We start from the raw sequence: 13,313 nt of genomic DNA, 5'->3' as shown, positions 1-13,313 counted from the left end.
CGCGGGCGGGAAGAGGCTCCCGCTCCCGTGCCCTCACCTGCCTCCGCCGGAACCCGGGCGGAGGCAGGCGGCCGTGAGGTGCGTGTGCGCCGGGGGCAGGGCGACGGCGGTGCACAGGAGCGCCGCCGTCGCCACCGGGACGAGCACGCCCGCGGCGTGCGCGACACAGGTGTTGGGGGTGAGGCCGGCCAGGACCGCGTCACGTGCCGCGGAGCGCAGCGGCTGCGCGAACTGCCGGACCAGCAGCCAGACGGCGCCCGTGCAGGCGGCACCGAGCAGCCAGGCACCCGGCAGCCAGGGCAGCGCGGCACGCTGCCGCATCAGGTGCCACGAGCACCGCAGCGCGGCGCCGAGCACGAGCGGCGGCAGGGACCGGCCCTGCCGCCGCAGGGCCCCGAAGGCCGGTCCGAGGCGGTCCGCGGAACTGTTCCCGGTGCGGTTCCGTACCGGTCGGTCCATGGACCTCACGTCCGGAGTCCCGTCCGGAGTCCCGTCCGGATCCCCGGCCGTGCGTGCCGTCACCGCTGAAGGCGGTCCACCGCCTGCTTGGCCTCCAGCAGGCCGGCCCCGGTGGCCTCGCGGTACTTCTTGATCGCCGGTATGTGCTGTCCGGCGCGCACCAGGGCCGCCACCTCCGCCAGCTCGGGGTCGTCGTCGGGCACGCCGTGGTGCCGCATCAGGAGGTCGAGCCTGTGGTCCAGGCGGGCGATCCGCCGGTCCAGCCGGCGGGCCCGGCTCTCGAACGTCGCCATGACCGTCAGTCCGACGAGGACGACGAGCAGCCCGATCAATGTGTGCATGACAGTGCCTTTCCGGTGGTGCGGGACGGGCCGGGGGGCGCTCGGGGCACGGCGTGCCCCGGCCCCTCGGGGAAAGTCAGGGCTGTGCGGGTCCGCGGGCCGGGCGCGGCTCCACCAGGCCCGAGTCGTAGGCGAGGACCACCGCCTGCACCCGGTCGCGCAGGCCGAACTTCTCCAGGATGTGCGCGACGTGCGTCTTCACCGTCGTCTCACCGATGTTCAGCTCCGCGGCGATCTCGGAATTGGACAGTCCGCGCGCGAGGACCCGCAGCACGTCCAGTTCGCGGCCGGTCAGCACGTCCAGACGCGGGGGGACCGGGGGAGCGGCGTCCGAGGGGAGGCGGGCGAAGCGCTCCAGCAGGCGCCGGGTGACCCGGGGCGCGAGCACGGCTTCGCCGGCGGCCACCGTCCGGATGGCCGAGACCAGGGAGTCGGCGGGACCGTCCTTGACGAGGAAGCTGCTCGCCCCGGCCCGCAGGGCGTCGACCACGTGCTCGTCGAGGTCGAACGTGGTCAGGACGACGACCCGGCTGGGCAGACCGCTCTCGGCGATCAGCCGGGTCGCCTCGACCCCGTCCATCCGCGGCATGCGGATGTCCATGAGGACGATGTCCGGTGACAGCCGCCGGGTCGCCTCGACGGCCTCGTGACCGTCGGCCGCCTCGCCGACGACCTCGATGTCGGGCTCCGCCTCCAGGATGTAGCGGAAGCCGGTCCGGATCATCGGCTGATCGTCAGCCAGCAGGACGCTGATGGATCCCATGGTGCGCAGGTTCCCCCTAGTTCGCGATGCCGTCGTCCTCGGGCAGGTCCAGGACGGCGTGGACGCAGTAGCCGCCGCCCGGGCGGGCACCGGTGTGCAGTGTGCCGCCCGTGGCGGCGATGCGCTCCCGCATCCCCAGCAGACCATGACCGGAGCCCTCAGCGGCCACGGGGGGCCCGGCCGCGGCCTGGCCGGTGCCGCCCGGCCCGTCGTCGCAGACGCGGACGTGCAGCCGGCCCGGTTCCTCCTCCCACAGCAGCCGCACCCGGGCCCGGGTGGCGCCGGCGTGCTTGACGGTGTTGGTGAGCGCCTCCTGCACGACGCGGTACACCGTCAGGTGGTAGCCCGCGGGCAGCGCCACCTCGGGGCCCGACACCTCGTAGTCGACGTCCAGGCCGGTGGCCCGCACGGCGTCGACGAGGGCGGGCAGCGCCTCGATGGTCGGCTGGGGCGGCTCCTTCGACGGTGCGCCCTCCGCGTCCTCCTCGGTGCGCAGCACGTCCAGCAGCCGGCGCAGCTCGGTGACGGTGTCCCGGCCCGTCTGCTCGACGGTGGCGTGCAGTTCGTGCGCCTTGTCGGGCGAGCGGTCCTGGATCCGGTCGGCCGCGATCGTCTGCACCACCATCAGGCTCACGTTGTGCGCCACGATGTCGTGCAGCTCCCGCGCGATCCGCGCCCGTTCCTGCATCACCGCGGCCCGCGCGTTGGCGGCCTGCTCGCGTTCCAGGGCGGCCGCGCGCTGCATGGCCTCGTCCCGTACGGCCGTCCGGGCCCGGGACAGCCGGCCCAGGGCCCACGCCGCCAGCAGCAGCACGGCGTCGGTCAGCAGCGCCGCGAGCCGGTGTCCCGCCGGTGCGAGGAAGGCCTCCGTCAGCGCGCTCAGCGGAATGAACACGGCCGCGACGAAGGTCGTCACCCTCGGCGAGCCGCGTACGGCCGTCAGGAACACGGCGGCGGCCACGGCGAGGTAGGTGGGACCGATCGACGTGCCCTCGGGGCCGGCGAGCTGCGGGACGTAGGACAGGTGCTGCAGCGTCCCGGCCGCGACCGCCATCACCAGCAGGCCGGCCAGCGGCGCGCGGCGGTGCACGGCCAGGGGGAGCGTGGACAGCAGCACCAGCACGAGCCACCACTCGTCCGGCTGCCGCAGGGACACGCTGTCCGGGGGGACCGCCTTCGGCAGGGCGAGGCACGCGGCCGCCGCCAGGACGGCGAGCGTCACGTCCGTCACCGCGGCGGGCACCTGACGGCCCGCGAGTGACCCCGGTTCTCTCATGCTCCCACGGTAAAGGGCCTGCTCATCCGGCCTGCCCCCTCCGGGGTCGGAATCCGGCGGCCGCCTTCCTCCTCCCGGTCTCCTCCCTGAGGAGGAGACGCGCCGCGCACGAGGTGGCGGTGTGCCCGGCGATCTCGTCCCGGCGGCGGAAACGCCGGCGCGCCTCACCCGCCGGGCGGAGCGGGCGATTCGACGTACCGGCGGAGGCCACGGGCCCCGGGCGCCGGTGGACTGGACACAGCCCCGCACCCGTCGACGATCCAGAGGCAGCACATGCTCGGAGCACGCAGCCGGAACGCCACCCCCGGCGCCCCCATCGGCATCGACCCGTCACTCACCGCCGTACGCCTGACCCAGGTGACCAAGAAGTACGGCCGCGGGCCGTCCGCGGTCGTCGCACTCGACGACGTCAGCACCGGCCTCGCCGCCGGCGGTTTCACCGCCGTCATGGGCCCGTCCGGCTCCGGCAAGAGCACCTTCCTGCACTGCGCCGCCGGGCTCGACCGGCCGACGTCCGGAACCGTCCAGCTCGGTGGGCAGGATCTCGGCGAGCTGGACGAGAAGCAGCTCACCCGGTTCCGCCGGACCCGCATCGGCTTCGTCTTCCAGGCCTTCAACCTGCTGCCGTCGCTCACCGTCGAGCAGAACGTCACCCTGCCCCTGCGGCTGGCCGGAACGCAGCCGGACCGCGACGCGCTCCACGGCGTCATGGCCGCGGTCGGCCTCACCGGGCTGCTCGGCCGGCGCCCCTCGCAGCTCTCCGGCGGACAGCAGCAGCGGGTCGCCATCGCCCGCGCCCTCGTCACCCGCCCCGAAGTGATCTTCGCGGACGAACCGACCGGCGCGCTCGACCCCGACACCGCCGACGAGATCCTCGCCCTGCTCAGGCAGGCGGTGACCGACCTGCACCAGACCGTGGTGATGGTCACGCACGACCCGGTCGCGGCCCAGCACACCGACCAGGTCCTCTTCCTCGCCGGGGGGCGCGTGGTCAGCCGCGTGGACGCGCCGTCCGCCGCCGAGGTCAAGAGCGTCATGACCGAGCTGCGGAGGACCCGCTGATGCTGCGGATCGCCCTGGCCACCCTGCGCGCCCGCGGCGGGGCTTTCGCCGCCACGTTCACCGCGCTCCTGCTCGGCGCGGCCGTGATCAGCGCCTGCGGCGTCCTGCTGGAATCCGGGCTGCGCTCCGCTCTGCCGCCCGAACGGTACGACAGGGCTCCGCTGATCGTCGCCGGCCGGCAGTCCGTCGACCTCGACGTGAAGTCCGCCGACGGAACCGACTACCGCAGCTCCCAGCCGCTGCTGGAACGCTCGCGCCTCGACGCCTCCCTGGCCCGCGACCTCGCCGCGGTCGACGGGGTCGCGTCGGTGGTGCCCGACCGCCGCGTCACGGTGCGTCTGCCGGCCGCAGAGGGTGCCGTCACCGGCGCCAACGGGTCCCTGCCACAGGCGCACACCTGGTCGAGCCGTGTCCTGGGCGGCTTCCGCCTCACCGAGGGGCGCGGCCCCCAGGGGGCCCACCAGGCCGTCCTGGACACCCGCCTCGCGGCACGCGCCGGGGTACGGACCGGTGACACCGTCCGGCTCATGACCGCCTCCACCCCGCTCACCTTCCGGGTGGCCGGACTGGTGGCCCTGGACCGGGACCGCACGCCCCGCCAGGCGGTCCTCTACGTCTCCGGAGCCGCGATGCAGCGGCTCGCACCCCACTCCGGTGCCTCCGCCGACGCGTTCGGGGTGTTCACCACGCCCGGCACCGCGCCCGCCACGGTGGCGCCCGCCCTGGAACGGGTGCTGGCCGGACACCACGCGGCCGTGTACACGGGGGCCGCACGCGGTGAGGCGGAGTTCACCGACATCGCCGTCGGCGCGGCCAACCTGGTGGGACTGGCCACCGCCATCGGCGGCAACGTCCTGCTCGTGGCCGTGTTCGTGCTGTGCGCCACGACGTCCCTCGCCGTCCGCCACCGACGTCGCGAGATGGCCCTGCTGCGCGCGATCGGCACCACCCCCGGGCAGCTGTACCGCATGATCACGGCGGAGTCGGCGGTGGCGGGCCTCGTCGCGGGTGTCCTCGGCTGCCCGCTCGGCGTCGGAGTCGTCCACTGGCTGAGCGGGCAGTTCGCCGGACGGGGCCTGGTGCCGCCGGACTTCCGGCCGGTCATCGGCCCGCTCCCGTTCCTCACCGCCGTCGGCGTCACCGTCCTGACCGCGGTGGCGGCGACCTCCGTCGCCGCCCGGCGGGCCGCCCGGGTCCGCCCCACCGAGGCGCTGCGCGAGGCCGCGGCCGAACCGGCGGGCCTCGGCAGGGGCCGCCTGATCACCGGCGGTGTCCTGCTCGCGCTGGCCGTGTCCGCGCTGGGCCTCGGCCTCGGCTACCGCACCGACTTCCTCACCCTCGTCGGACTGGCCAACTCCCTCGTGCTGCTGCTCGTGATCGCCGCCGCGGTCCTCGGACCGCTGATCGCCCGCGCCGCCACGAACGTCCTCGCACCGCTGATGGACCGGACCGGTGTCACCGGCTGGCTCGCCGCCGTCAACTCACGTGCCGGGGCCGCCCGGACAGCGGCTGCGATCACCCCGATCGTCCTCGCGGTGTCCTTCGCCGCGACGGTCGTCTTCACCCAGACCACCCAACTGGGCCGGTCCGCCGACGAGATACGCTCCGGCACCGTCGCCGACCACGTGGTCACCGCGCCCGCCGGCATGTCACCGGAGTTCGCGCGCCGGGCCGCCGAACTGCCGGGGGTGACGGCCGCCACCGGTGTGGTCCGCTCCAAGGCGATCGGCGTGGGGTCGCTGCTCGGCACGGAGGAGACCGTCTCGCTGACCGCGCAGGGACTGCGGCCCGCGGCCCTCTCCGCCACCGTCGACCTGGACGAACGGGACGGAGACCTCTCCGCCCTGGCCCCGGACACGGTCGCCCTCAGCACCACGGCCGCCTCCTGGCTGGGACTGGGTGTCGGCGACCGGGCCCGGCTGTACCTCGGGGACGGCACGCCCTTCACCGGCGAGGTGATCGCCGTGTACGGGCGGGGACTCGGCTTCGCCGACCTCACCTTCGACCACGACCTGCTGCTGTCCCACACCACGGCGGGCCTGGACCAGGCGGTGCTGGTCCGGTCGGGCGCCGGCGCCGGCGGCGACACCGCGCGCGCACTGTCCGCGCTGGCACGGGCCTATCCGGGGGCCACGCCGAGCGGCGCACTGGCCGCCGACGCACAAGTGGCGGAGCAGCGGGCCGTGGCATGGGTGAACTACGTGGTGGTCGGGGTCATCCTCGCGTACACCGCCCTCACCGTCGTCAACACGCAGGCGATGAACACCGCCTCCCGGCGCAGGGAGTTCGCGCTGCTGAGACTGACCGGCAGCAGCCGGGCCCAGGTGCTGGGGATGGTACGGCGGGAGAGCTTCGCGGTGGTGGCGGTCGGAGGGGTCCTGGGCACGCTGCTCGCGGTGCCGCCCCTGGCCCTGGTCGCCCTGGCGCTGACGGGCGGACCGGTTCCGGCCGTGCCGCCGCTCGGCTGGCTCGCGATCGTCGGATCGACGGCGCTGCTGGCCATGGCCGGCGCGATGCTGCCCACCCGTCTGATGCTGCGCGTCCGCCCGGTGGACGCGATCGGGACGAAGGAATGACGGGGGACTGCGGGACGAAGGAACGACGGGACGAAGGAACGACGGAGGACTGCGGGACGAAGGAATGACCGTGCAAGGACGAGCAGTTGACCGTGGGGGAGCGGCCCGGCCCCGGGAGCACCCGTGCGGCGCGTCACCGGCGTCCCGGTATGCTCACCGGGCCGACGGCCGTCGGCCGGCGTCCTGCGACGCGCCCGGCGCCGCTTCGACGGCGGGGACCGGGCCCGGGCGGTCCGAGCGACGGTGAGCGGGAGCATGGCTGGGTGAGGCCACGGGCATGACCACCAGGCGACGGGACCGCACGACCGGGTCCGGCGGCCCGAGGTCACCCGAGGACCGTGCGGGAGTGGCGAGGGGGAGCGGGACACATGGCCAGTTTCTCGACGGCGTCCCCTGCGCGGTTCACCGTCGGCGTCCACCAGAACGAGCATCTGCCGGAGGGCGGCCGGGAGGTCGACGCCATCGTCACGGTCACGGCGACCGCCGACGGCACCGCAACTCCCGCCCCGTACCCGTTCCGCGCGGCGTCCGGCCCGGGAGCCGCAGTCGTGATCATGGTCGACTGCTCCGGGTCGATGGCCCATCCACCGGGCAAGATGCGCGCCGCCAGGGAGGCCACGGCCGCCGCGATCGACACACTGCGCGACGGCGTGCGGTTCGCCGTCGTGGCCGGTACGCACCGGGCCACGCAGGCGTATCCGGGCGGTGGCGCCCTCGCGGTGGCCGACGCCCGCACCAGGGCGGAGGCCGGACAGGCGGTGCACCGGCTCGCCCCGGGCGGGGGCACCGCGATCGGCACCTGGTTACGCCTCGCCGACCAGCTGCTGCACTCCGCGGACGTGAGCATCCGGCACGGGATCCTGCTCACGGACGGGCGCGACGAACACGAGTCGCCCGCGGACCTGAGGGCCGCTCTGGACGCCTGCTCGGGACGGTTCACCTGCGACGTGCGCGGAGTGGGGACGGACTGGGAGGTGAAGGAGGTCACCGGCATCGCCTCGGCGCTGCTGGGCAGCGCCGACATCGTCGCCGATCCGGCGGAACTGGTGGACGACTTCACCCGGTTGATGCGCAGGGCGACGGGCAAGGAGGTCGCCGACGTGGCGCTGCGCCTGTGGACGCCCGTCGGCGCGGAGATCGTCTTCGTCCGGCAGGTCGCGCCCGTCGTCGAGGACCTGACGGACCGGCGCGCCCCGGCGGGCACGCGCGTCGGTGACTATCCCACGGGCTCCTGGGGCGACGAGTCGCGTGAGTACCACATCCGCCTCCGTGTCCCGGCGGCGGAGCTCGGCCAGGAGATGCTGGCCGCCCGCGTCTCGGTGGTCGCCCCGGAGAGCGACGGCAGTCCACGGCCCTTGGCCCAGGGCCTGGTCCGGGCGACGTGGACCGACGACACCGCGGCGGTCGCCGCGTTCCATCCGCGGGTGGCGCACTACACGGGACAGGCGGAACTGGCCGCGGCGATCCAGGAGGGCCTCGACGCCCGCCGGGCCGGCGACGACGACGGGGCGCGGGCCAAACTGGGCCGGGCCGTTCAGCTCGCCGGCGCGCTGGGGAACGAGACCACCGGGCGGCTGCTGGCCAGGGTGGTCGAGGTGGTCGACGCGGCGACGGGCACCGTCCGGTTGCGGCCCGGGGTCGAGGCCGCCGACGAGATGACCCTGGAGACCCGGTCGACCCGGACGGTCCACGTGGTCCGGCCCCCCGGTGCGCGCGGGCACGAGGTCGTGGCGGGAGCGCACGGCCTTCCGCTGGACGGCGCGCCCGCGCCCGGTGACACGGGCGCTGCCGCGGACGGCGCGCAGCCGCGCTTCCTGGAGGCGGAACTGGTCGAACAGGCACCTCCCGGACGGGAGGTGCCCCTGCACGTGCGGGTTACGCGGCAGGCCTCGACGGGCCCTGCCGTCGCCCTGCGCGGGTTCCCCGTCCCGGCGGGGGGAGCGCGGCTCCTCGTCACCGTGCACGCCCCCGGTCTGCTGGCCCTGGGAGACCTGCAGCAGGAACTGACCGTCCCCCCGGATCAGGACTCGCCCTGGCTGCAGTTCGGCCTGCGCACCATGACACCGGGACTGCACACCGTCACCGTGCGCGCCTTCCACAAGGGGACCTTCCTCGGCGAACTGCGTGCCCAGGTCTCGGTGCAGCCCGGCACACCGGCCCGGGACGGCCCGCCGCGCACGGCACCCCTCACCACGCTCGCGTTCGACCCGGGAGAGGTGACGCTGCAGGTCCTCAAGGGCGCGGACGGTGCCTACAGCTTCCAGCTCCTCGGCGAGACCACCTACGCCCCGGAGTCCTTCCGCCTCCTCGCCGGCGACTCCCACGCCGCCCGGGAGCGGATCTACGACGAGCTCCGGCACCTCGCGGCCGCCGCCGGGCCGGGCGCGGAGCAGCGCCGGGCCCGCCGGCGCCTGGTCAACCTCGGGGTGCAGCTGTGGGCGACGGCGGTGCCCGACGCCGTGCGGCAGCAGTTCTGGGCGGAGGCCGGGCGTGTCACCGCCCTGACCGTCATCGGCGAACACGATGCCGTCCCGTGGGAGCTGCTGTACCCCCTGGACGGCGAGCGGGAGGGCGACGGCTTCCTCGCGGAGTGGCTGCCCGTGGTCCGCCGCGTCTTCGGCCAGGACCGGGTGCGCGAACTGTCGCTGGCCTCGGCCGCGTTCGTGGTGCCACCGGGCTCACCCCCCGAAGCCGAGCGCGAGGTGCTCGCCCTGCGGGCCAGGCTCGGCTCGTCCGTGGCCGACGGCGGGACCCTCACCCGTCGTGCGGCCGTGAGCGACCTCATCGACGAAGGGCTCGACGGGCTGCTGCACTTCGCCTGCCACAACGCCTTCACCGCCGCGGGCTCCCGCGTCACGATGGCGGACGGCCCGTTCGACCCGATCGATCTCGCCTACGCGACCCACTCCGAGGCCCTGCGCACCACCCACCCGCTGGTCTTCTTCAACGCCTGCCGCAGTGCCGGCGAGATCGACTGGTTCTCCACCAGCCTGGGCTGGGCGCCGCAGTTCCTGCGGGCCGGCGCCGGGGCGTTCATCGGCACGCTGTGGCCCGTGCGGTCCGACACCGCCCTGCTGTTCGCCGACACCTTCTACGAGCATCTGGTCGGCCGCGGCCAGAACCTGGGCCAGGCGTCCCTGAGCGCACGGCGCGCGATCCGCGACCACGGCGGTGACCCCACCTGGCTGGCCTACGCGGTGTACGGCAGCCCGGCGGCCTGCGCCGCCACCCCTGAGGCGCTGTGCCGCACTCCTTGAGCGGCCGGGCCTCACTCCCTGAGCGGCGGGGACGAACTCCCTGAGCGCCGGCCCCGCCCCCACCAGCGGCGGGGGCCCACCACTGTCGCGGCCCCCCAAGGGTGCGGCAGGCTCGCCCGGCCCTCAAGCCTTCGTCGCGCGGGAGCGCCGCTCGCCCCGGCGCCGCAGGTACAGCGGCAGGGCGTACCAGCAGACGCCGAACCACAGCATGACACCGCCCGCGAGCACCTCGGCGAACACGCCGGGCACGACGAAGCGCAGGATCAGCAGCAGCGTGCAGCCGATGGTCAGGGCGAGCAGGACCATGCCGCACATCATCAGGCGCCCGGCCGTCTCGACCACCTCGTCCTTCATGCGCTGACCGGACAGGAAGCGGTGGATGGAGACGGGGGCTATCAGCGTTCCGGTGGCCGACGCCCCGAGCACCACGGTGGTGACGTAGATGGCGCGGTCCAGGGTTTCCAGCTCCCTGAACAGCGGGGTGAAGGCCACGCTGAGCAGGAAGCCGAAGAGGATCTGCACACCGGTCTGGGTGACCCGCGTCTCCTGCAGCATCTCGTTCCAGCGTCTGTTGACGCGTTCCTCCGCGGACTCGCCCTCCCCGTCACCGGTCCTGCCCTCCGGACCGTCGTGCCGCGCGCGGCACGGGGTGTTCTCGCCTTCCTGCTCGGCGGGCTGCTTCGTCATGCTCATTGCTTCCTCCCCAGCTCAGAGAAGCCGTTTGCCCCGCCGGTGCGGCTTTCATGCCGGCCCGGCGGCCCAGGCCCGGGCGCCGGGTCTGGGCCGCCGTCAGACGCATGGCGTGTGCGGACCGCTCGGGAGGCGCAGCCGCGCCGGCATCCGCAGCCGTCCCGCCAGGGGGTCCGTGGCGGTGTGCCCGGGGGAGTGGGCGTCGGGCGCCAGGGTCGTGGCCAGGACCTGCCAGACGTGGGCCGCGAGGTCGAGGTTCCTGGACTCCGTCGCCTGGCGTGCCAGTCGTCGCAGGGCGGCGACACCCTCCTCGACCCGGCCCGCCAGGATCGTCAGCCGGCCGTCGAGGACCGACAGCCGCACCCGGTCACGGTAGGGCAGCCGCAGGTCCTCCTCGGACAGCACGGCCCGGCTCAGCGCGCGGGCGTCGTCCAGCCGGTCCTGCGCGAAGGCGAGGTGCGCCTGCAGCGCGCGCAGTTCCTGCAGCTGCGCGGGAGTGCCGATGAGGTCGAGGACGGCGGCGGCCTCGGCCAGCCAGCGCTCGGCGGCGGCCACCCGGGGCGGTGACATCTGCAGCGCCGCCTCGGTGGCGGCGGCCCGCAACCCGGCCCACAGGGTCAGGTCCTCGCCGCCGTCGAGGAGGCTCAGGGCCCTGTCCAGTCTGGCCAGGGCGGTCGCGTCGTCGCCCTGCCGGTTGCTGACCACGGCGGCCGTCCACAACGCCTCGGCCGCCTGCGCCGCCGGGGCCCGGGGCAGCAGTTCGCGTTCCAGTTCCTCGACGTGCCGGGAGGCGGCCTCCCACCGGCCGACTTCCGTCTCGATGCCGATGAGCGCCAGCAGGGCGGCCAGCGTGTCGGCCACGCACAGCTGAGCGGCGCGGGCGACGGACAGCGCCTCCACGGCCGCCGGTTCCGCCGTGCGCATGTCGCCCAGGGCGCGGGTGCAGCGGGCGTACCGCACGAGCGACCGGGTGCGGAGGTCCGGTGCCTCCAACAGGCGGCTCAACGCGACGAGTTGGAGCAGCCGGGTGCGCTCGAGCTCGTAGTCGCCGACGCGGTGCGCCGCGCGGCTCAGCAGCCACAGTGCCTGCCAGCGGGCGGCGGGATCCTCGCCCGGGTCCTCGTCGACCGCGCGGCTGAGAGCGGCCGTACCGTCCGTCCCGGGGGGCGCCGAGGCCACGGCTGCCAGCACCCCGGTCAGGGACCTGCCGTCCGACGGGCCGGTCAGGTCGGACGCTTCGACGCCGAGCCGCTGGGCGAGATAGGCCACGGTGCGCTCGGTGGGACGCCGATCGCCGGACTCCAGGCGGGACAGGTGCCCCGTCGACATGCCGTCGCCGACGACGTCGGCCTGGCTCAGGCCCCGTGCCACCCGGAGCCTCTTCAGCCGACGGCCGAATTGCGGCTGCTCCAGCATCTCCCTCCTCGGGTTCGGTGGCCCGGCCGGCACGGTATCCGCGGTTCCGTTTGCCCGATCGGGCGCGTGGGTTGCCCTCACCTTAGGGAGCGCGGCAAGGGTGCGACAAGCTGTTTAAGGCGGTCGACCGCGCATTCCGGAAGCGGTGTCCCGCGTCGCCGGGATTGTTTGTATCGGGGGTTCTCGGTGCCCGAAAAGGGCCCGATTGCACGACCGTTGACGAGTTGCCGAGTTCACCTGACAAACTCTTGCCTCAGGGGTTGCCTCCCCTTAGTCTCGAAGGCGAACCCCTCAAACGATCCCCTCTTCGTCGCGTGGAGGTTTTCGTGCTGCGCACTGCCCGAACGGGCATCCGGCCACGGCAGGGCTTACGGTCCGCCCGTCCCGCCGTCCGGCGGTCCGCCGACGGGATCGCCCTTCGGGATCGAATGGTCATGACAACGTTATCCCCGTGACGGATGACGGTCGCCTCGGCACCGCTTCCTCTGCTCACCCTCAACCTTCCGGGCACCCGGCGACCGCCGGCCCGGAGCGACGCGGACACCCGGCCCCCGCCACCGACGAGGTGGTGCACGCCGTCACCGGGCGCTCGCCGACACCCAGGCACAGCGCATCGGTCCGCTCCGCGTCCGCTCACCCTTCCCAGCCCCCCACGCGCAGGAAGAAGGACGGTACGTCCGTGGCGACCACGAGTTTCCCCGACGCCTCGCCCCGCAAGAACAAGACCGCCGCTCCGGCTGTCCCGGCCCGCCGCGACCTCATCGACGCGCCGGACACAGCCACCCCGGCGGCCACCTGCACCGCCCACGTCTCCCCCCGGGACCTGTCCGTCACGGCCGCGGAACCCGAATTCGCCCGCCAATTCGGCCTGAACGCCGACGAGATATGCGGACGCGGCCTCCTCGAACTGCTGCGGTCCCCGGTTCCCGGCCAATTGCGGGAGCAGTTCACCGCGCTTTCGTCGGGGCGTAGCCGGCGATTCAGGGAAAGAGTGACGGGCCGGGACGGCGCAGGCCGGAATTTCCCCGCCGAAATCACCGGTATCGCCGTCAGGCAGCCTTCGGGCGAGATGGTCGGCGTCGTCGTGTTCCTGCGCCGGACCGAGGAGACGGTCACCGGCGGGCCCGTGCTCAGCGCCCTCGACGCGCAGGTCCTCGAAGGTGTCGCGAGTGGCGAGTCCACGGTGCAGTTGGCCTCCCGTCTGTATCTGAGCCGTCAGGGCATCGAGTACCGCGTCGGTCAGATGCTGCGGCGCTTCGACGCCCCCAACCGGCCCGCCCTGGTGGCGCGGGCGCACGCGCTCGGGATGTTCGCCGCGGGGCAGTGGCCCCCGCGTGTCCTCCCGGACCGCGTGCGGTAGTGCGGAACGGGGCCTGTTCGGGCCCGCGCGGCGGGGGGGGGGGGGGGCCCCCCCCCCCCCCCCCCCCCGGCCCCCCCCCCCCCCCCCGGCCCGGGCGCCCCCCCCCAGCGCCC

General features: G+C 74.5%; 10 protein-coding genes and 1 pseudogene. 5 read left to right on the top strand and 6 right to left on the bottom strand.

What is annotated here, in order from left to right; genetic code table 11:
• Nucleotides 1-33: 33 nt before the first annotated feature.
• The 4 genes from ACPXCS_RS20920 to ACPXCS_RS20905 all read right to left on the bottom strand — a co-directional run bounded on the left by ACPXCS_RS20920 (nucleotide 34) and on the right by ACPXCS_RS20905 (nucleotide 2,839).
• Entirely contained in the window at nucleotides 34-459 is a 426-nt protein-coding gene (locus ACPXCS_RS20920; RefSeq protein WP_425948020.1) for a hypothetical protein, read from the bottom strand.
• 59 nt (nucleotides 460-518) lie between these two features.
• Nucleotides 519-800 (bottom strand): hypothetical protein, encoded by a 282-nt coding sequence (locus ACPXCS_RS20915; RefSeq protein ID WP_365096959.1) that lies wholly within the window; start codon nucleotides 798-800, stop codon nucleotides 519-521.
• 76 nt (nucleotides 801-876) lie between these two features.
• Nucleotides 877-1,563, bottom strand: coding sequence for a response regulator (locus ACPXCS_RS20910; protein WP_425948022.1), 687 nt, complete (start codon nucleotides 1,561-1,563; stop codon nucleotides 877-879).
• A 16-nt stretch (nucleotides 1,564-1,579) separates the two neighbouring features.
• On the bottom strand, nucleotides 1,580-2,839 hold the full coding sequence (locus ACPXCS_RS20905; RefSeq protein ID WP_425948024.1) for a sensor histidine kinase: 1,260 nt from the start codon (nucleotides 2,837-2,839) through the stop codon (nucleotides 1,580-1,582).
• Nucleotides 2,840-3,112: 273 nt separating this feature from the next.
• Between ACPXCS_RS20905 and ACPXCS_RS20900 the strand changes: the two genes are divergently transcribed.
• The 4 genes and pseudogenes from ACPXCS_RS20900 (at nucleotide 3,113) to ACPXCS_RS20885 (ending at nucleotide 9,734) form a co-directional block, all read left to right on the top strand.
• Entirely contained in the window at nucleotides 3,113-3,901 is a 789-nt protein-coding gene (locus ACPXCS_RS20900; protein WP_425948026.1) for an ABC transporter ATP-binding protein, read from the top strand.
• The gene (locus tag ACPXCS_RS20895; RefSeq protein WP_425948027.1) at nucleotides 3,901-6,477 is read left to right on the top strand and encodes an FtsX-like permease family protein; all 2,577 of its coding nucleotides are present in this window, start codon (nucleotides 3,901-3,903) and stop codon (nucleotides 6,475-6,477) included. The genes ACPXCS_RS20900 and ACPXCS_RS20895 overlap by 1 nt, the downstream gene beginning before the upstream one ends.
• A gap of 368 nt (nucleotides 6,478-6,845) precedes the next feature.
• Nucleotides 6,846-8,171 (top strand): annotated as a pseudogene (locus ACPXCS_RS20890) (vWA domain-containing protein); the annotation flags it as partial.
• Nucleotides 8,172-8,534: 363 nt separating this feature from the next.
• Nucleotides 8,535-9,734, top strand: coding sequence for a CHAT domain-containing protein (locus tag ACPXCS_RS20885; RefSeq protein WP_425971004.1), 1,200 nt, complete (start codon nucleotides 8,535-8,537; stop codon nucleotides 9,732-9,734).
• Nucleotides 9,735-9,857: 123 nt separating this feature from the next.
• Here ACPXCS_RS20885 and ACPXCS_RS20880 read toward each other — a convergent pair whose 3' ends face one another.
• Together ACPXCS_RS20880 and ACPXCS_RS20875 are read right to left on the bottom strand one after the other, a co-directional pair.
• Entirely contained in the window at nucleotides 9,858-10,427 is a 570-nt protein-coding gene (locus tag ACPXCS_RS20880; RefSeq protein WP_425948028.1) for a DUF6328 family protein, read from the bottom strand.
• A gap of 96 nt (nucleotides 10,428-10,523) precedes the next feature.
• Complete coding sequence (locus ACPXCS_RS20875) at nucleotides 10,524-11,840, bottom strand: helix-turn-helix domain-containing protein (protein WP_425948030.1); 1,317 nt, start codon at nucleotides 11,838-11,840, stop codon at nucleotides 10,524-10,526.
• Nucleotides 11,841-12,519: 679 nt separating this feature from the next.
• Here ACPXCS_RS20875 and ACPXCS_RS20870 point away from each other — a divergent pair.
• Nucleotides 12,520-13,200, top strand: coding sequence for a PAS domain-containing protein (locus tag ACPXCS_RS20870; RefSeq protein ID WP_425948032.1), 681 nt, complete (start codon nucleotides 12,520-12,522; stop codon nucleotides 13,198-13,200).
• The last annotated feature ends 113 nt before the right edge of the window (nucleotides 13,201-13,313 follow it).

The sequence above is a fragment of the Streptomyces sp. DT190 genome (assembly GCF_049846985.1).
Classification (GTDB): domain Bacteria; phylum Actinomycetota; class Actinomycetes; order Streptomycetales; family Streptomycetaceae; genus Streptomyces.
The sequence above is the reverse complement of the archived record's forward strand: the minus strand, read 5'-3'. Positions and strand labels throughout refer to the sequence as shown.